The 18,423-nt window shown below is 67.1% G+C and carries 16 protein-coding genes; 7 read left to right on the top strand and 9 right to left on the bottom strand.

The window, feature by feature from the left end:
* Positions 1-18: 18 nt before the first annotated feature.
* The gene (locus tag E5P3_RS21875; RefSeq protein WP_162587878.1) at positions 19-1,155 is read right to left on the bottom strand and encodes a branched-chain amino acid ABC transporter substrate-binding protein; all 1,137 of its coding nucleotides are present in this window, start codon (positions 1,153-1,155) and stop codon (positions 19-21) included.
* A gap of 152 nt (positions 1,156-1,307) precedes the next feature.
* Entirely contained in the window at positions 1,308-1,925 is a 618-nt protein-coding gene (locus E5P3_RS21870; protein WP_162587877.1) for an NAD(P)-dependent oxidoreductase, read from the bottom strand.
* Between the two features lie 175 nt (positions 1,926-2,100).
* Between E5P3_RS21870 and E5P3_RS21865 the strand changes: the two genes are divergently transcribed.
* Positions 2,101-3,024, top strand: a complete 924-nt coding sequence (locus tag E5P3_RS21865) for a LysR family transcriptional regulator (protein WP_162587876.1) — start codon at positions 2,101-2,103, stop codon at positions 3,022-3,024.
* A gap of 82 nt (positions 3,025-3,106) precedes the next feature.
* Here the strand turns inward: E5P3_RS21865 and E5P3_RS21860 are convergent, their stop codons facing one another.
* Entirely contained in the window at positions 3,107-4,012 is a 906-nt protein-coding gene (locus E5P3_RS21860) for a LysR family transcriptional regulator (protein ID WP_162587875.1), read from the bottom strand.
* 114 nt (positions 4,013-4,126) lie between these two features.
* Between E5P3_RS21860 and E5P3_RS21855 the strand changes: the two genes are divergently transcribed.
* From E5P3_RS21855 to E5P3_RS21845, 3 genes are read left to right on the top strand one after another with little or no spacing between them, the layout of a single operon-like run.
* On the top strand, positions 4,127-5,077 hold the full coding sequence (locus E5P3_RS21855) for a hydroxymethylglutaryl-CoA lyase (protein ID WP_162587874.1): 951 nt from the start codon (positions 4,127-4,129) through the stop codon (positions 5,075-5,077).
* An 11-nt stretch (positions 5,078-5,088) separates the two neighbouring features.
* Positions 5,089-6,243, top strand: a complete 1,155-nt coding sequence (locus tag E5P3_RS21850; protein WP_162587873.1) for a CaiB/BaiF CoA transferase family protein — start codon at positions 5,089-5,091, stop codon at positions 6,241-6,243.
* A 44-nt stretch (positions 6,244-6,287) separates the two neighbouring features.
* Entirely contained in the window at positions 6,288-7,268 is a 981-nt protein-coding gene (locus E5P3_RS21845; protein WP_162587872.1) for a tripartite tricarboxylate transporter substrate binding protein, read from the top strand.
* Here the strand turns inward: E5P3_RS21845 and E5P3_RS21840 are convergent.
* From E5P3_RS21840 to dnaG, 4 genes are all read right to left on the bottom strand, one after another.
* Positions 7,240-8,403, bottom strand: a complete 1,164-nt coding sequence (locus tag E5P3_RS21840) for an HPP family protein (protein WP_162587871.1) — start codon at positions 8,401-8,403, stop codon at positions 7,240-7,242. The genes E5P3_RS21845 and E5P3_RS21840 overlap by 29 nt on opposite strands.
* A gap of 2 nt (positions 8,404-8,405) precedes the next feature.
* Positions 8,406-9,644, bottom strand: a complete 1,239-nt coding sequence (locus E5P3_RS21835) for a multidrug effflux MFS transporter (RefSeq protein WP_162587870.1) — start codon at positions 9,642-9,644, stop codon at positions 8,406-8,408.
* A 114-nt stretch (positions 9,645-9,758) separates the two neighbouring features.
* Entirely contained in the window at positions 9,759-12,098 is a 2,340-nt protein-coding gene (gene rpoD, locus E5P3_RS21830) for an RNA polymerase sigma factor RpoD (protein ID WP_162587869.1), read from the bottom strand.
* 313 nt (positions 12,099-12,411) lie between these two features.
* Positions 12,412-14,292, bottom strand: coding sequence for a DNA primase (gene dnaG / locus E5P3_RS21825; RefSeq protein ID WP_162587868.1), 1,881 nt, complete (start codon positions 14,290-14,292; stop codon positions 12,412-12,414).
* A gap of 91 nt (positions 14,293-14,383) precedes the next feature.
* Between dnaG and E5P3_RS21820 the strand changes: the two genes are divergently transcribed.
* Positions 14,384-15,337: a YihY/virulence factor BrkB family protein gene (locus tag E5P3_RS21820; RefSeq protein WP_162587867.1), complete on the top strand. Its 954-nt coding sequence runs from the start codon at positions 14,384-14,386 to the stop codon at positions 15,335-15,337.
* Here the strand turns inward: E5P3_RS21820 and E5P3_RS21815 are convergent.
* The gene (locus tag E5P3_RS21815) at positions 15,285-16,043 is read right to left on the bottom strand and encodes a 3-hydroxyacyl-CoA dehydrogenase (RefSeq protein WP_162587866.1); all 759 of its coding nucleotides are present in this window, start codon (positions 16,041-16,043) and stop codon (positions 15,285-15,287) included. The genes E5P3_RS21820 and E5P3_RS21815 overlap by 53 nt on opposite strands.
* A 143-nt stretch (positions 16,044-16,186) precedes the next feature.
* Positions 16,187-16,747, bottom strand: a complete 561-nt coding sequence (locus tag E5P3_RS21810) for a phasin family protein (protein WP_162589791.1) — start codon at positions 16,745-16,747, stop codon at positions 16,187-16,189.
* A 185-nt stretch (positions 16,748-16,932) separates the two neighbouring features.
* Here E5P3_RS21810 and E5P3_RS21805 point away from each other — a divergent pair, with 185 nt between their 5' ends.
* Both E5P3_RS21805 and E5P3_RS21800 read left to right on the top strand, forming a co-directional pair.
* The gene (locus tag E5P3_RS21805; RefSeq protein WP_443083260.1) at positions 16,933-17,874 is read left to right on the top strand and encodes a histone deacetylase family protein; all 942 of its coding nucleotides are present in this window, start codon (positions 16,933-16,935) and stop codon (positions 17,872-17,874) included.
* Positions 17,875-17,941: 67 nt separating this feature from the next.
* Positions 17,942-18,391, top strand: a complete 450-nt coding sequence (locus E5P3_RS21800) for an acyl-CoA thioesterase (protein ID WP_162587864.1) — start codon at positions 17,942-17,944, stop codon at positions 18,389-18,391.
* Positions 18,392-18,423: the final 32 nt, after the last annotated feature.

Raw genomic sequence — 18,423 nt, 5'->3', positions numbered from 1 at the left:
CGGGGCAGGGCGCTTCGTTCACCAGCGGTCCGAACTCATCAGCGGTTCCCAGCGGCCCGCGCGGGGTCGATAAACGCCCACGCTACCGTAGATCTGCTCGCCGTCGGGGCCGAACTTCATCACGTTGGTGACGGGGGCCATGAAGTCGAGCTCGCGAAGCTTGGTCGTCAGCACCTTCCCGTCGACCGACCCGGCCCGCTGCACGGCGTTGGACAACAGGTGCATTGCATCGTAGGCGTAGTGCGCGCCATACACCGGTGGGTGGCCGTATGCAGCGCTGAAGGCGCCGACGAACTTCGCGCCCCGGTAGAACTCCCTCGGCTCCAGCACGGGCGAGGTGGCGAAGACTTCGAGCGGGAGCTTCTGTGCCAGCAGCTTGTTCGTCTTGAGCGTGTCGCCGCCGACGATCTTAATGTTGTTCAGGCCAGCATCTGCCAACTGCTTGACGAGCGCGACGACCTGGAAATCCGCAAGGGTCGTGACGATGGTTTCGACCGAACGGGTATTCAGTTCCTTGACCAGGGCGCCGAATTCGGTGGTCTTGTCGTCGAACGATCGGCGCAGGGCGACGGTCCGGCCATGGGCGTTGAGCGATTTTTCCGCCAGGTCCGCCAACGCCTTGCCGTAGGACGTGCTGTCGTCGACGATCGCACAGGCGCCGGCGCTCTCGCTGAGCGTCGTGGCTGCGTAGGCGCCCATCGCGCGCCCCTGGATCGCGTCGCTGGCCACCAGGCGCAGCGTCGTGGGAAAGCCGAGCTGCGTGTACTTGGGCTGGGTGGAAATGGAAAGCTGCGGGATGTTCTTCGCAGCGTAGATCGGCGCGGCCTGGATGCTCACGCCGGAATTGAGGTGACCGATGACCGCGACCACGCCCTCGTCGACAAGATGGCGAGCCACCTGCTCGCCGACGCCCGGACTCGATTGATCGTCGACGGCGACGATCTGGAAACGCAAGGTCTTTCCGTCTACCGCGACGCCGTTGGCGTTGATCTCCTTCACGGCCAACTCGACGCCCTGGAGCATGTCCTTGCCCAGGGCAGCCAGCGGGCCTGACAATGGCTGGGCGACGCCGATCTTCACCGTGTCGGGCACCTTGGAACAGGCGATGAGCCCGACGAGCGCAAGTGCCGAAAAGCCAATACCGACGAGTCTCATGGACCCCCCTGAAAGTTGTAGAAAAAAAATTCTACGAGGGGGTCCTGGCAATCTCGGGCGGTCGAACAGATTTCGCGAGCATTCATGTCACGATGGTCGACAAGCGCATGGCGGGGCAACGAACAAGGCGCTCGAGGCGCCTGCGCGGCCTTTCAGTAGCCGACGGTGAAGCGCTGGCGCGGATGCGCGGGCTTCTCGATCTCATCCGCCATGGCGATCGCGTAGTCCTCCATCGAGATCCAGCTCTTGCCGTTGGCGTCGGCCAACAACTGATCGCGGCCGGTGCGATAGCGGCCCGTGCGCTCCCCCGGCTCCAGCAGTGCGGAGGGCGAGAGGAAGGTCCAGTCCAGGTCCTTCTCGGCGCGCAACGCCTGCAGGAAGCTGCGGCCCGCCAGCGCCTCGGCCTTGTAGGCCGAGGGGAATTCGGGCGTATCCACCAGCGCCTTGCCCGGCGCAATCTCGAGGCTGCCCGCACCGCCCACGACCAGCAGGCGCGGCACGTCGGCCTGCTTCGCCGCGGCGATCGCGGTGGCCGCGTCGATGCCGCCCGCGAAGTGGGTCGCGCTGACGACGGCGTGATGGCCCCGCAGCAGCGGCACCAGCGCGTCGACCCGGGTGGCATCGGCCTGTTTGGGCGTGAGGCCGGGCTTGGGCTGGACCTTGCCGATGTCCCGCGCGATGCCGGTGACGGTGTGCCCCCTTGCGAGCAACTCGTTGGCAATGCGTGAACCGACGCGGCCGCTGATGCCGAGGATGGCGATGTGACTCATGGAAGAACTCCTGGTTGAAAAGGAAAAGCAAGGACTCCGAGAGCTCGGGCAACTTGCGCACCGCTGTAGATGCCTACTGTCGTTGCCTGGGCGTGGCAACGATCTTATGTTTCTCGATCCGATCGAAAAACCGCTTAGCATGCAAAGGTTTGTTGCTTGAATCGATCAGATCATCATGGACCGCATCACCGCCGCGCAGGTATTCGTGAACGTGGCCGAACGCGGCAGCATGACCGCTGCGGCCGAAACGCTGGGCATGTCCCGCGCCATGGTCACCCGGTATCTGGCCCAGATGGAGCGCTGGGCCGGCGCGCGCCTGCTGCACCGGACCACGCGCCGGCTCAGCCTCACCCCGGCAGGCGAGGAGACGCTCTCGCGCAGCCGGCAGATGCTCGAGATTGCCGGCCAGATGCCCGTGGCCGTCGATGCGCAGGCCGAGCTGCCGCGCGGCTTGCTGCGGCTGAGCTGCGCCCAGTCCATGGCGCAGGACGTACTGGCGCCGGCGGTGACGGCCTTCCTGCAGCGTTATCCGGCGGTGACGGTCGACCTGCAGACCAGCGATCGCACGGTGAACCTGGTGGAGGAGCGCATCGATCTCGCGATCCGGATCACCAACGACCTGGACCCGAACCTGATCGCGCGGCCCCTGGGCAGCTGCGGCTCGCTGGTGTGCGCCACACCAGCCTACCTGGCGGCGCATGGAACCCCGCGTGCGCCGGAGGAGCTCGCGCTTCACAACTGTCTGACGCACTCCTATTTCGGCAAGAGCCTCTGGCAGTTCGAACGGCAGGGGCGGCAGCTCGCGGTGCCGGTGGGCGGCAACCTGAGCGCGAACGAATCGCACGTGTTGCTGGCGGGCGCGCTCGAAGGCGCTGGCATCACGATGCAGCCGGTGTATTCAGCCGCGCCGCTGGTGGCCAGTGGCCGGTTGGTCGCGCTGCTGCCCGAATGGAAACCGCAGGCGCTGGGGGTCTACGGCGTCTACGGCTCGCGCCGGCAGATGCCCGCCGCGTTGCGCGCGATGCTGGATTTCCTGGCCGCGCGCTTTGCCGACGCACGCTACTGGCCGCCGGCAACGGCGCTGAAGAAGAAGCGCTGAATGAACATCCAGACCGGGTTGCGCCTTTTGTGTCTTCGCGGAACCTTCGCGTCTTCTTCGTCCGCACCTCCGCATTCGGTCGTCAGCTGACCCGGGCACGCTCGCGCAAGTGCGCCACCAGCAGCTTGGCCGCCGGCGAGAGGTTGGCCTCGCTGCGAAAACAGATTGCAAAGCGCCGCTCGGCCCAGGCGTCGGACAGCGGCACCACGCGCAGTCCGAGGCTCTGCACCACGGGGTCGACCACCTCGCGCGGCACCACGGCGATCCCCAGGCCTGCGCGCACGCAGCGCAGCGCCGCGTCGAAGGTCGATACCACCGCGCGATAGCTGAGCGGCCGGCCGATGATGGCGGCCGCGCGCGCCAGCATGGTGTGGACCGCGGTGGAGGCCGGCAGGCCCACGTGGTCGAACTCCAGCGTCTCCTCGAAGCTGCAGCGCCGGCGCCGCGCGATCGGATGCGAAGGATGCACGACCATGGCCAGCCGGTCGCGCCGGTAGGGCCAGGCCTGCAGGCCTTCGAGGTCTGCCGCGTCCCAGCACACGCCGACCGGGGCCGAGCCTTCGCGCAGGGCGCGAACCAGGTCGCGGCTGAGCGCCTCCTCGATGTCGACGCGAATGTCGCGGTGCGCCTCAGTCTGCAGGAAATCCGCGATGTCGTCGGGCAGGAACTCGGCGATGGAGGACACGGTGGCCAGCACCCGCACCTGGCCCTTCACGCCACGCCCGTAGGCCGCCATGTCGCGGGCGACGCGGTCGGCACTGGCCAGCATGGCACGTGCATGCTCCAACAGGATCTCGCCAGCCGCCGTCGGGGTGACGCCGCGGCGGCGGCGCTCGAACAGCGTGGCGCCGACCACGCTTTCGAGCTGGGCCAGCCGCTTGCTGATGGCGGAGGCGACGATGTGGTGCTGTTCGCCGGCCCGGGCGATGTTGCGGGTCTCGCAGACCGCCACGAAAAGGCGCAGGCTCGTGAGGTCCAGGTCTCGCATGACGTTCCGTATCGGAATGTTGGGCGTGCCAGATTAACGCTTTCGGGAGCAATAGGGAACGTCTAGAGTTCGGGGCAAGGGCCGGCTTCCTGCCGGCTACGGAGACAAAGCCCCATGCCCGCATCGAACCCGCGCCTGCCGCGCGCCGCCGTCATCCGCGAAGTCGGTCTGCGCGATGGCCTCCAGAGCATCGCGACCATCCTGCCCACCGAGCGCAAGTGCGAGTGGATCCGCGCAGCGCATGCCGCGGGCCAGCGCGAGATCGAGGTCGGCTCCTTCGTGCCGGCGCGCTTGCTGCCGCAGCTGGCCGACACCGCCGAGCTGGTGAGCTTCGCCAAGACGCTGCCCGGCCTCTTCGTCTCGGTGCTGGTGCCCAACATGCGCGGCGCCGAGAACGCGATCGCGAGCGGCGCCGACCTGATGATCGTGCCGCTGTCGGCCAGTCATGCCCACAGCCTTGCCAACCTGCGCAAGACGCCGGACGAGGTGGTAGCGGAGGTCGCGCGTGTCCGCGCGGCGCGCGACGCGGCCGGCGCAAAGACGCTGATCGAGGGCGGGGTGGGCACGGCCTTTGGCTGCACGCTACAGGGCAAGGTCGACCCAGGCGAGGTGCTGCGCCTGATGCAGGCCCTGCTCGACGCCGGCGCCGACCGGGTGAGCCTGGCGGACACCGTGGGCTATGCCGATCCGGCCATGGTGCGCGAGCTGTTCGAGCAGGCGCTGAAGATCGCAGGCGAGCGCTTCTGGTGCGGGCACTTCCACGATACGCGCGGCCTGGGCCTGGCCAACGTGCATGCGGCGCTGGAGCTGGGCGTGAGCCGCTTCGATGCCTGCCTGGCCGGCATTGGCGGCTGCCCGCATGCGCCCGGCGCGAGCGGCAATGTCGCCACCGAGGACCTGGCCTACATGCTGGGCAGCATGGGCATCGCGACCGGTGTGGACATCGGGCAACTGCTCGCGCTGCGTGCGCGGGTGGCCGACTGGCTGCACGGCGAGACGCTGCACGGCACGCTCTGGCGGGCTGGCCTGCCCAAGACCTTCACACCCGAAGCCCTGGCAGCCTGATACGAAGCACCATGCAAACCGAAACCGATTCCCTGCCTCTCGCCGGCGTCCGCGTCGTCGAGTTCACCCACATGGTCATGGGCCCCACCTGCGGAATGATCCTGGCCGACCTCGGCGCCGAGGTGATCAAGATCGAGCCGCCGGGCGGCGACAAGACGCGTCGGCTGCCGGGCCTCGGTATCGGCTTCTTCCGCTCCTTCAATCGCAACAAGAAGAGCGTGGTGCTCGACATCACGAGCGAAGAGGGGCGTGCCACGGCGAGCCAGCTGATCGGCCAGTGCGACGTGATGCTCGAGAACTTCCGGCCGGGGCTGATGAGCTCGCTGGGCCTCGACCACGAGACCCTCTCGAAGAAGTACCCCGCACTGATCTATGTCTCGCACAAGGGCTTTCTCCCCGGCCCGTACGAGAAGCGGCTCGCGCTCGACGAGGTGGTGCAGATGATGGGAGGCCTCTCGTACATGACGGGCCCGCAAGGCCGCCCGCTGCGCGCGGGCACCTCGGTCAACGACATCATGGGCGGCATGTTCGGCGCCATCGGCGTACTGGCGGCGCTGCGCGAGCGCGAGCGCACGGGCCGCGGGCAGGAGGTGCAGAGCGCGTTGTTCGAGAACTGCGTTTTCCTGTCCTCGCAGCACATGCAGCAGTTTGCGATGACCGGCGAGCCGCCGCCGCCGATGCCCTCGCGCGTGTCGGCCTGGAGCGTCTACGACGTCTTCACACTCGCCGGGGGCGAGCAGCTCTTCATCGGCGCGGTGAGCGACAAGCAGTTCCTCACGCTGTGCCGCGTGCTGGATGCGCCCGAACTGGCGGCGGACCCGGCGCTGGCGAACAATGCGCTGCGCGTGGCGGTGCGCCCGGCCTTGCTGCAGCGGCTTGGCGAGATCCTGGCGCACCATCGCGTCGACGAACTCGCGCCCAAGCTCGAGGAGGCTGGCATTCCCTACGCCCCGATCGTGCGGCCCGACCAGCTGCTGCAAGACCCCCACTTGAAGGCCAGCGGCGGCCTCGTGCCGATGGAAACCGACGATGGCGGCATGACCGAGGTGGTGCTGCTGCCGTTGCTGATGGGCGGCCGCCGGCCCGGCGTGCGGCAGCCCCTGGCGCGCGTGGGCGAGCACACCGACGAGGTGCTGTCGCAGCTCGCGGCGCGCGAAGCGGCCTGATCGGGCGGTGCCTCGACGATTTGAACAAACCAAGGAGACATGACATGAACCCCATCCTCTCGCGCCGGACGATGCTGCACTTCAGCACTTGCGCACTCGCTGCCGCCGCGCTGCCTGTCCTGGCCCAGGGCGGCTCCGACAAGCCGGTGCGCATCGTTCTGCCGATCAGCGCCGGCTCGGGCGTGGACACCATCGCGCGCGCTGCCGCTCCGGCGCTGGGCAAGGCCTTCGGCCAGCCGGTGGTGATCGAGAATCTGCCGGGCGCGGGCGGCATCACCGGGACCTCCGCCGTGGTGAAGGCGGCGCCGGACGGGCTCACGCTCGGCATGGTCTCGAACAACCACGTGATCAACCCGAGCGTCTACAAGAAGATGCCCTTCGACGCCCTCAACGACATCACGCCCATCAGCGTGGTGGGCGCGACACCGCTGGTGCTGGTGGTGAATCCGAAGATGCCGGCGAAGAACGTGAAGGAGGTGGTGGCGCTGCTCAAGGCGAAGCCCGATGGCTACAACTACGCGTCCTCGGGCAACGGCACCATCATCCACCTGGCCGGTGAGATGTTCATGGACGAAGCCGGCGTGAAGGCGCGCCACATCCCCTACAAGGGCACCGGCCCGATGGTGACCGACATGATTGCGGGCCAGGTCGAGATCGGCGTGGTGGCCTTGCCGGCGGTGCAGCAGCACATCAAGAGCGGCGCGCTGCGCGCCATCGGACTGTGTGGCCCCGCACGTTCGCCGGCCGCGCCCGAGATCCCGACCATTGCGGAGCAGGGCCTGCCCAACTACAGCGTGGAGGGCTGGTTCGCCGTGATCGGGCCGGCCCGGCTGCCGGCAGCCGAGGTCAAGCGCGTGCACGATGCCATCGTGGCCGCCTTCAGCACGGCCGAGGTGCGCGAGGCCATGGACAAGCAGGGCAACATCGTCAAGCCGACGACGCCGGAGGAGGCGGCCCGCTACTTCCGCAGCGAGGCCGAGCGCTACGCGGCGCTCGTCAAGAAGGCGAACGTGACGCTGGAGTAGGCGGCCCGGTCTCAGGACCGACAGCGCGGTACAGGGCGCGCACGAAATCGGATTGCGTGATCATCCCGGTGAGCCGCCTCTCGCCGTCGATGATCGGGATGTGATGGTGGCCGCCCTCGGAGAACAGCGGCACCAGTTCCACCATCGGCCGCTCCCCGCTGGACACGCGGACCTGCCGCGTCATGATCTGGCCGACCACCTCGGGCTTGCTCGACATCACGGTGCGCGTGGCCCGGATGAAGTCCCGCAGGCGCCCGCCCAGGCCTTCGTGGTGATCCAGGTCGATGTGCCGGAGGAAGTCCGCCCGCGTCACGATGCCCACCACCCGGCGCGTGCGGTCGATCACCGGCAGGGCCTTGATGCGGCGCACCTGCATCAGGGCCCAGGCCTCCTGCAGCGGCGTGCCGAACTCGGCGGCCACCGGGTCGCGCGACATGATGTCGGCGCAGCGCACGGTTCCCAGGCGGCGGCGGTAGGACTCCAACTCGGTTTCGCGGATCAGCGACTCGAGGTCGTCGCGGCTGATGTCCAGCACCTGGTTGTAGCGCGCCAGCACCGCGTCGACGTCGGCAGAGCTGAAGCGCGTATCGGCCTGCGGCGTGCGCGGCGCCAGTTGGACGTGCGGGTAGCGCCGCCCTGTGAGGCTGTTGTAGAGCACGCCGGCCAGCACCAGCAGCACCGAATCGGCCAGCACGGGGTGGAGCGCGAAAGGGAAGTGCGTCGTGTGGTTCAGCGCTACCAGCAGCGCCACCGCACCGCCGGGCGGATGCAGGCAGCGCAGCGCGAACATCAGCGCGATAGCCAGCGCAGTCGCGACGGGGCCGACCCAGGCGGCGTCCGGCATCCAGCGCGCGCATGCGACGCCGACCAGTGCCGAGAACATGTTCCCCGCTATCACCGGCCAGGGCTGGGCGAGGGGGCTTGCCGGCAGCGCGAACACCAGCACGGCGCTGGCGCCCAGCGGTGCGATCAGCCAGTGGCCGCCTGAGTCCAACCCCGCGAGCTGCAGGATCAGCACTGTGAGCAGCAGGCCCAGCCCGGCACCGGCAACAGCGCGCAGGCGTTCGCGCGTATTGACATTGGTGCGGCCCGGCAGCCAGGAGCGGGCGAAGGTGCGCAGCGCCTCGCGTCCCATGCTCAGGCGACCTCGCCGGCGACCCGACGTCCGATCTCGGGCCAGCGGCCGTGCAGCCAGCCCCAGGCCACCAGGCCGATGCTCATCATCCCGATCGAGGTCAGCGCCAGCGCCAGCGTCGAATGCATGACCAGCGGAGCGACCAAGCCGGCCACGATGCCGTTGGCGGTCGAGCCGATCACGGCCTGCAGCGAAGAGGCCATGCCGCGGCGCTCGGGATGCAGGTCGAGCACCAGCAGCGTGACCACCGGCACCATCAGCGCCCAGCCGAAAGCGAACACCGCGAGCGGCCACAGCGCCCAGGCTGCGTGCGGCGTGAAGAGGGCGTTGGCGATCACGTTGGCGATCGAGGTCAGCAACATGATCAGGAAGCCGTCGCGGATCTGCCGCTTGGGCGCCACCTTGCCCGCCATGCGGCCGCTGGCCCACGCACCGGCCATGATGCCGCCGATGGTCAGCAGGAAGAACCAGAAGAACTGCGTGGGCGCGAGCGCCAGGTGGTCGCCGAGGAAGGCAGGCGCTGCGAGCACGTAGAGGAACATGCCGTTGAAGGGCACGCCGCTGGCCAGCGCCAGCAGCAGGAAGCGCGGGTCGGAGCACAGGTTCCAGTAGCCGCGCATCAGGTGGCGCACTTCGAAGGGTTGCCGCTGGCTGTGGTGCAGCGTTTCGGGCAGCAGCTTCCAGTTGGCGCCGAACAGCACCACGCCTACCGCGACCAGGAACCAGAAGATGCTGTGCCACCCCAGGTGCACGAACAGGAAGCCGCCGATGATCGGCGCGATCGCCGGCGCGACGCCGAAGTAGATCGTGACCTGGCTCATCACCCGCTGTGCGTCGGCCGGCGGAAACATGTCGCGGATCACCGCACGCGAAACCACGATGCCGGCACCGGTCGACAGGCCCTGCAGCGCACGGAAGAACACCAGCTGGCCGATGGTCTGGGAGAGCGCGCAGCCCAGCGAGGCGATGGTGAACACCGCCAGGCCCCACAGCACCACCGGGCGGCGGCCGAAGCTGTCGGACAGCGCGCCGTGGAACAGGTTCATGAAGGCGAAGCCGAACAGGTAGGCCGAGAGCGTCTGCTGCATCTCGGCAGGCGTTGCGCCGATGGTCTGGGCGATGCCTGCGAAGGCCGGGATGTAGGTATCGATCGAGAAGGGCCCGAGCATGCCCAGCACCGCCAGCAGCACGGCCAGCGCCCAGCGTGGCGCGTGCCAGAGTTTGTTGGCGTCGGGGTTCATGCGGCCAGTCTCCGTTCTTCCGTTCTTGGTTTTGGTCTTTGTGTCGCGGCCAAAGAGAACGCCCGCCGCCTGTGAAGGCAAAGCGGGCGTTCGGGCTCGAGGATCCGCTGGGGATCAGAGCGTATCAATAAAGCTGCGCAGCTTGTCGGAACGCGAGGGATGCTTGAGCTTGCGCAATGCCTTTGCCTCGATCTGGCGGATGCGCTCGCGCGTCACGTCGAACTGCTTGCCCACTTCTTCCAGCGTGTGGTCGGTGGACATCTCGATGCCGAAGCGCATGCGCAGCACCTTTGCCTCGCGCGGCGTCAGGCTGTCGAGGATGTCCTTGACCACGTCGCGCAGGCCGGCCTGCATCGCGGCCTCGATCGGCGCGGTGTTGCTGCTGTCCTCGATGAAGTCGCCCAGGTGCGAATCGTCGTCGTCCCCGATGGGGGTTTCCATCGAGATCGGCTCCTTGGCGATCTTCATGATCTTGCGGATCTTGTCTTCCGGGATCTCCATCTTGGCGGCCAGGATGCCCGCGTCGGGCTCGAAGCCGAACTCCTGCAGATGCTGGCGGCTGATGCGGTTCATCTTGTTGATGGTCTCGATCATGTGCACCGGGATGCGGATGGTGCGCGCCTGGTCGGCGATCGAGCGCGTGATCGCCTGGCGGATCCACCATGTCGCATAGGTCGAGAACTTGTAGCCGCGGCGGTATTCGAACTTGTCGACCGCCTTCATCAGGCCGATGTTGCCTTCCTGGATCAGGTCCAGGAACTGCAGGCCGCGGTTGGTGTACTTCTTGGCGATGGAAATCACGAGGCGCAGGTTGGCCTCGATCATTTCCTTCTTGGCATCACGCGAGGATGACTCGCCTTCGTTCATGCGCTTGTTGATGTCCTTGAGCTCGGCCAGCGGCACCACCACGCGGGACTGGATGTCGGTCAGCTTCTGCTGCAGTTCCTGCACCGGCGGGATGTTGCGGGCCAGCACGGCGCTCCAGGGCTTGCCGGACGCGGCCTGCTTCTCGACCCACTTGAGATTGAGCAGATTGGACGCCACGCGGTGGCCGTTCTTGTCGTAGCCGCTGAAGTCGCGGATGAACTCTTCCTGCGGGAAGCCGCACTTGTCCACGATGATGCGGCGCAGCTCGCGCTCCTTCTTGCGCACGTCGTCCACCTGGGTGCGCACCAGGTCGCACAGCTTCTCGATGGTGCGGGCCGTGAAGCGGATGGTCATCAGCTCTTCCGACAGCGCATGCTGCGCCTTCTGGTAGGCCGGCGTGCCGTAGCCTTCCTTGTCGTAGACCCTGTGGACCTTCTCGAACAGCACGGCGATCCGGTCGAAACGCGCGAGCGCTTCGTTCTTGAGCTCCTCGAGCTTCTTCGTCAGCGCCTTGGAGCCGCCCTTGCCGTCGTCGTCGTCTTCCTCGTCGAACTCGTCGAAGTCTTCCTCGGCCACGTAGTCATCGGCCTCGTTGGGGTTCGAGAAGCCGTCGACGATGGTGGAGATGACGACCTTGCCGTCGCGGATCTCCTGGCCCAGGCGCAGGATCTCGGCGATGGTGGCGGGCGAGGCCGAGATGGCCTCCATCATGGCCATCAGGCCGCCTTCGATGCGCTTGGCGATCTCGATCTCGCCCTCGCGCGTCAGCAGCTCGACCGTGCCCATCTCGCGCATGTACATGCGCACGGGGTCGGTAGTGCGGCCGAATTCGCTGTCGACCGTCGAGAGGGCGGCTTCGGCCTCCTCTTCGGCTTCTTCCACCGTGGTGGCGGTAGGCGCCGTGTTGTTAAGCAGCAGCGTCTCGGCGTCGGGCGTCTGCTCGTAGACCGCCACGCCCATGTCGTTGAGCATGGTGACCACGACTTCCATGGTTTCGGCGTCGACCAGCTTGTCGGGCAGGTGGTCGGAGATCTCGCCGTGCGTCAGGTAGCCGCGGGTCTTGCCCAGGGTGATCAGGGTCTTGAGGCGGGAGCGGCGCTTGGCCAGGTCTTCCTCGGACAGTACGGTCTCGTCGAGCCCGAACTCCTTCATCAAGGCGCGTTCCTTGGCCTTGCTGATCTTCATGCGCAGCGGCTTGACCTTCTCTTCGGTCGCCGCGGGTTCGTCACCGACCAGCTCGTCTTCGATGTCGGACAGGTCGACGTCGCTGGCGGGCGCCTGGGCGGCAGCCTTGGGCTTGCGGCCGCGCTTGGCGCCGCCGGCGGCGGGTGCGGCACCGGCCGCCTTGGGCGGACGGCCGACCTTGCGGGCGGCGGTGGCGGGAGCGGCGGCAACCGCTGCTGCGGCGGTCTTCTTGGGTTCAGCGGTGGGGGACGATTTGGTGGGCACGGTTTTCACTTTCGTTGCGGCTGTGGCCTTGGACGCGGCGGTACCCGTCTTAGTTGCCGGCAGGGCCGCAGCTTTCAACGGTTTCTCTGCAACCGGTTTGTTGGCGGCGGACACGGCAGGCTTCTTTGAACTGGGCATAAGACCTCGTACAACAAGAATTGAACCAACAGAATCACAGGCGCCAACAGCCCGGCGCAGGCGGGAGCACAAAAAACGGAAAGGGGCGAACAAAAGGCCGCTGGCGACCCCTCGAACGCGCGTCAAAAGACAAGATGTCGGGCGAACATTTGGTGTGCAGTCCTTGCGGTTATTGACCCGTATTCCGACGTGTATTCATCGGAAATTGCGTTGCGCATCGAGTCGGCCCGGAGGTGCTGCTGTCGCTCTTGCCTTTATTTCGCTTGTATGCGAAGCCTTAAATTATAGCGCGCTGCGCATTTTTCAAGCAATCCTATCGAGGATGCAGGCGGGCGCGCAGCTCCAGCCGCCGCGATTCCAGGGCCTTGTAGCGCTCCAGGGCCCGCGGATCGCTCCCGACGGCGGCGATGGCCTCACTCTGTTGAGCCTTGAGGCGATCGTCCAGCATGAAGTCGAGCACGTTGCGCAGTTCGCGCGCGGCCTCCGCTGCGTGCTCGCCCTCGGGGTCGCCGAGCGGCCCGCCGTCGGGGCCGGTCATGACGCGCAGCGCCAGCGCCTCGAAGTCAAGGCCGCGCAGGCCCTCGCGCAGTGCCGCCCATGGCTGCACTCCGTGTTCGTGCAACTGGCTGTCCAGCCAGGCGAAGAGCTGTCCGTGCTCGCCGGGGAGCTCGCACAGCAGGTCATGGAGCTCGTGGGGCAGGGCCTCCCATTCCGCCATGCTCGACAGCAGCAGGCGCGCGGCCACATCGGGCCGGCCGGGCGGCAGGGTGCGGCCGCGGGCAGGGGCACGTGGGGCCGAAGCGCGGAACTCGTAGCGGTCTTCCCGCGACCGGGTCCGGCCTTCGCGGCGCTCGCGCGGACTGGACCCGGCGGGGCGGGCCGCCCCGGGGGGCAGCCACAGCTCGCCCAGCTCCTGGGCGCTCAACTGGACCATCTCGGCGATCTCGGTGAGCAACTGCCGCTTGAGCGCGCCCTCGGGCAGGGTGCTCCACAGCGGCCGGGCGTTGCTGGCCATATGGGCACGTCCTTCGGCGCTGCCGAGGTCGCAGCCCTCGCGCGCGACTTCGACCATGAAGCGGCTCAGCGGCGTGGCCTCGCTCACGAAACGCGCGAAGGCGTCGGCCCCGAATTCGCGGATGAAGCTGTCGGGATCGTGCTCGGTCGGCAGGAACAGGAACTTGACGCTGCGCACGTCGGTCGCGTAGGGCAGGGCGCCGTCAAGCGCCTTGCGGGCCGCGCGCCTGCCGGCGGCGTCGCCGTCGAAACTGAACACCACCGACTCGGTGAAGCGGAACAGCTTCTGGACATGATCCGAGGTGCAGGCCGTGCCCAGTGTCGCGACCGCGTTCGGGAAGCCCAGCTGGGCCAGCGCCACCACGTCCATGTAGCCCTCGGTCACCAGTGCATAGCCGTGCTCGCGGAAGGCGACGCGGGCTTCGTAGAGGCCGTAGAGTTCGCGGCCCTTGCTGAAGACCGGGGTCTCAGGCGAATTGAGGTACTTGGGTTTCTCGTCGCCCAGCACCCGGCCGCCGAAGCCGATACATTCGCCCTTGACGTTGCGGATCGGGAACATCACCCGGTCGCGGAAGCGGTCATAACGCTTGCCTTCACTGTTTTCGTCGGCCTCGCCGGCGATCACCAGGCCGCTCTCGACCAGCAGCGGGTCGTCGTAGTCGGGAAACACGCTGGCCAGCGTGCGCCAGCCGGGCGGCGCGTAGCCGATGCCGAACTGCCGGGCGATCTCGCCCGAGAGGCCGCGGCCCTTGAGGTAATCGATGGCGGTCTTCGACTGGCGCAACTGCTTGCGATAGGCCTCGCCCGCCTTCTCGAGCACCTCGGACAACGTCGCCTGCTTCTGGCGCTGCCCGGCGGCTCGCGCGCGCTCCTCCGGCGAGGCGTCGTCTTCGGGCACTTGCAGGCCGTATTGCCCGGCGAGGTCGTTCACTGCCTCGACAAAACCCATGCCGGCATGATCCATGAGGAAGCCGATCGCGTTGCCGTGCGCCCCGCAGCCGAAGCAGTGATAGAACTGCTTGGTCGGGCTGACCGAGAAGGAGGGCGACTTCTCGCCATGGAAGGGGCACAGCCCCATGAAATTGGCGCCGGCCTTCTTCAGCTGGACGTAGCGCCCGACGATCTCCACCACGTCGGCGCGCGCGATCAGTTCCTGGATGAAAGAGGAGGGGATGGTCATGTAGGCGGAGAGCGGCAAATCATACGCAAGACCGCATGTCAACGCGCCCGGGGCGGCATACTGGCCGCTTCGGATCCCGGGCCTCATCTGCATGATTCGCCGTAACGTCCGCCACGCAGTGCCCTTGCTGCGCCATCCCCTGCGTTTCGCCTGGGAGGCAGTCAAGGCGTTCCGGGCCAACCAGGGCCTGCTGCTCGCGGGGGCGGTCGCCTACTACGCGCTGCTGTCGATCGTGCCGATCCTGATCCTCAGCGTGATCGCGATGTCGCACTTCGTCGACCAGGCGGAACTGCTGAGTTCGGTGGGCCGCTACCTCGAGTGGCTGCTTCCCGGCCAGTCACGGGCAATCGTGGGCGAGCTGTCGAACTTCCTGGCCCATCGCGATCTGATGGGGCCGGTGTTGTTGGTGACGATGATTTTTTTCAGCTCGCTCGCATTCACCGTGCTCGAAAGCGCAATGGCCGTGATCTTTCATCACCGCAAGGCCGACCATTCACGGCACTTCCTGATTTCGGCGGTGATGCCCTATGTCTACATCCTCTGCCTGTGCGTCGGCCTGCTGCTGGTCACCCTGGTGGCGGGTGCGTTGCAGGTAATCGGCCAGGAAAGCGTCGAACTGTTCGGCCGCAGCTGGTCGCTTTCGGGCGTGTCGGGGGCGCTGCTGTATCTGCTCGGGCTGGGCGGCGAGATCTTCATGCTCACCTCGCTCTACCTCGTGATGCCCGTGGGCCGGCTGCGGTTGCGGCACGCGTTGCTGGGCGGCGTGACCGCGGCGCTGCTCTGGGAGATCACGCGTCGCGTGCTGGTGCTCTACTTCGCCACGCTGTCGCAGGTCAACGTGGTGTACGGCTCGCTGACCACCGCGATCGTCGTGCTGCTGAGCCTGGAGATCGCCGCCACGCTGGTGCTCTTCGGCGCCCAGGTGATCGCGCAGTACGAGCGCCTCGAGCGCACGGGCAGCGCGGCGCCGATTCCGGGCGAGATCGCGGCGGTCAGCGCGGCGCCAGCCGAATCGCGCCGTCGAGTCGGATCACCTCGCCATTGAGCATGTCGTTCTCGATGATGTGCTTCGCCAGCTTGGCGTAGTCCTCAGGCGTACCCAGGCGCGAAGGGAAAGGCACGCTGGCGGCGAGGGCGTCCTGGACCTCCTTGGGCATGCCGAACAGCATCGGCGTACCGAAGATGCCCGGGGCGATCGTCATGTTGCGGATGCCGTTGCGCGCGAGGTCGCGGGCGATCGGCAGCGTCATGCCGACCACGCCGCCCTTCGAAGCGCTGTACGCGGCCTGGCCGATCTGGCCGTCGTAGGCCGCGACCGAGGCGGTGGAAATCAGCACGCCGCGCTCGCCGGTGGCCTCGGGCTCGTTCTGGCTCATGGCGTCGGCCGCGAGGCGGATCATGTTGAAGCTGCCGATCAAGTTTACGGTGACGGTCTTGCTGAACACAGCCAGTGCATGCGGGCCGTTCTTGCCGACCGTCTTTTCGGCAGGTGCGATGCCGGCGCAATTGACCAGGCCGACCAGCTTGCCCAGCTTCTGGGCGGCGGCCACCGCGGCTTGGCCGTCGGCCTCCTGGCTCACGTCGCACTTGACGAAGACGCCGCCGATGTCCTTGGCGACCGTCTCGCCCTTGTCCGCCTGCATGTCGGCGATCACCACCTTGCCGCCGTTGGCCGCCAGCATTCGCGCCGTGCCTTCGCCGAGGCCCGAAGCTCCTCCGGTGACGATAAAAACCTTGCCTTCGATCTGCATGTGCTCAGCTCCTCAAGAGTGCGTTTCGTCCGGCGATCATAGGGGCCAAAAAAAAAGCCCCATCCGAAGATGGGGCCCTGGAATTGGATCCCGAAGGACCCAAGGAGACAATCGTCGCCCGCTCGAGGCGGGCTCTTCGATGATCAGGCGCGCTTGCGAGCAGCGGTCTGGGCGGTGCTCTTGGCGGCGTTCACGGCCGTGTTCGAGACGGCCTGGAAGTTGGCTTCGGCGACGTCCGTGGCTTGCTTGACGGCTTTCTGGACCGACTCGAAGGCGTTGTTGGCGGCGGCCACGGCGCTCTTCATCACGGCAACGGCGGTTTCCGAACCGGCGGGGGCGTTCTTCGCGGCGCTGTCGACCAGGCCGACGAACGCTTGCTGGGCTTCAGAGGCCTTGACTTCGAACGCCCTGCTGAATTCGGCGCTGGTGCCTTGGCCGATTTCGTAAAGGTGGCGGCTGTAGGCGGCGGTCTTCTCGGCGAGGGGCTGGAACAGGCTGGCTTGCAGGGCCAGCAGTTCTTGCGCGTCCTTGACGCTCAGCAGCGCTTGCGTGGTGCCGGCGGCTTCCGTCAGGGCAGCCTTGGAGGCGGTGACGTTCAGTTCCACCAGTTTCTCGACGCCTTCGAAGGCCTTGGTCATGAGGCCGAACAGCGTTTCGACGTTTGCCTTGTGGGAGGCGATGATTTGGTCAGAGGTCAGTGCCATGTGGAAGCTCCATGTAGATGAAAAGGGGACGGTCCCCGGGGTGAGCTGCCCCCCTTCATTCATATTTATGTTGCGGCGCAGCATGGTGAAAGTATAGGCAGCGGCGCGCCCCTCTCCAAGAGGTTTTTGTTGCTATGCAGCAATTTAGAAGCGGCTTTCTAAAACAGTCCCCGACAATGTTCCCCATGCGTGCTTTTTATTCGGGCCACTTCGTCTTGCCGCTGCCGCCCGGGCATCGGTTTCCGATGGGGCGCTACGTGTTGCTGCGCGAGCAGATCGAGCGGCACCTGCCCGGCGTCGAAATGCTCGAGGCGCCACGTGCCAGCGATGGCGAGCTCGCGTTGGCCCACACGCCGCAATGGATCGCGGCCATCAGTGACGGCAGTGTGGATGCCCAAGCCATGCGGGAGATCGGCTTTCCCTGGAGCGAAGCCATGGTGGAGCGCTCGCGCCGCTCGACCGGCGCCACCATCGCCGCCTGCCGCGCCGCGCTGGCCGAGGGCGTGTCCGGCAATATGGCCGGCGGCACCCACCATGCGGGCGCGGACCGGGGCGGCGGCTTCTGCGTGTTCAATGATGCCGCCGTCGCGGCGCGCCTCATGCAGGCGGAGCAGGGCCGGCGCGGCCGCGCGGCGTTGCAGGTGGCCGTGATCGATCTTGACGTGCATCAGGGCAACGGTACCGCGCGCATCTTTCGCGAGGACCCGAGCGTGTTCACGTTGTCGATCCATGGACAGAAGAACTTTCCCTTCCGCAAGGAGGCGAGCGACCTCGATGTCGAACTGCCAGACGGTTGTGGCGACGCCGATTACCTGGCGGCCCTCGAACATGCGCTCGACGAGCTCGACCGGCGCTTCTCCCCTGGCCTGGTGATCTACCTGGCGGGCGCCGACCCTTTCGAGCGCGACCGGCTGGGACGCCTCAAGCTGAGCTTCGATGGCCTGGAGGCGCGCGACAGGCGTGTTTTCGATTTCGCTTGGCAGCGCCGGATCCCGCTCGCGTTCGCGATGGCCGGCGGCTACGCCAGCGACATCGCCGAGACGGTGCAGGTGCAGCTCGCCACCTTCCGCGTGGCCTTCGACTACTGGCGGCGATGGCAGAATGCCGCGGCCAGAGGACACCCGTGAGCCGCACGGCCGCGCCGAAGGCTCATAGGACCGTAGCCGGAGGCGAGGTACTCCAGTGAGCACTCGTATGAACGCCAAACCCACCCCTTATCCCCGCAGCGCCTTTCGCGTCTTCCGAAGCATCCCGACGCGCTGGGCCGACAACGACGTGTACGGGCATGTCAACAACGTCGTCTACTACGGCTGGTTCGACACCGCGGTCAATGCGCTTCTGGTCGAGCGCGGCGCGCTCGATATCCATCGCGGGGACATCATCGGCTTCGTGGTCGAGACGGGATGCAACTACTTCGCGCCGCTCGCCTTTCCGCAGACGGTCGAAGCAGGTTTGCGCGTCGTGCATGTCGGCCGCTCCAGCGTGCGCTATGAGATCGCCCTCTTCGCCGAGGGCGCGGAGACCGCGGCGGCGCAGGGCCATTTCATTCATGTCTATGTCGACCGGGCGACGCAGCGGCCGGTGACGCTGCCGCCGGCCTTGCAGGCAGTGGTCGGCGAGCTTCTCGTCATCGACCGGGCATGAAAAAACGGCGCCCTCGGGCGCCGTTCTTGTCA

The sequence above is a fragment of the Variovorax sp. RA8 genome, from assembly GCF_901827175.1.
Taxonomy (GTDB): Bacteria; Pseudomonadota; Gammaproteobacteria; order Burkholderiales; family Burkholderiaceae_C; genus Variovorax.
Note: the sequence above shows the minus strand (reverse complement) of the source record. Positions and strands in the feature narration are given on the sequence as shown.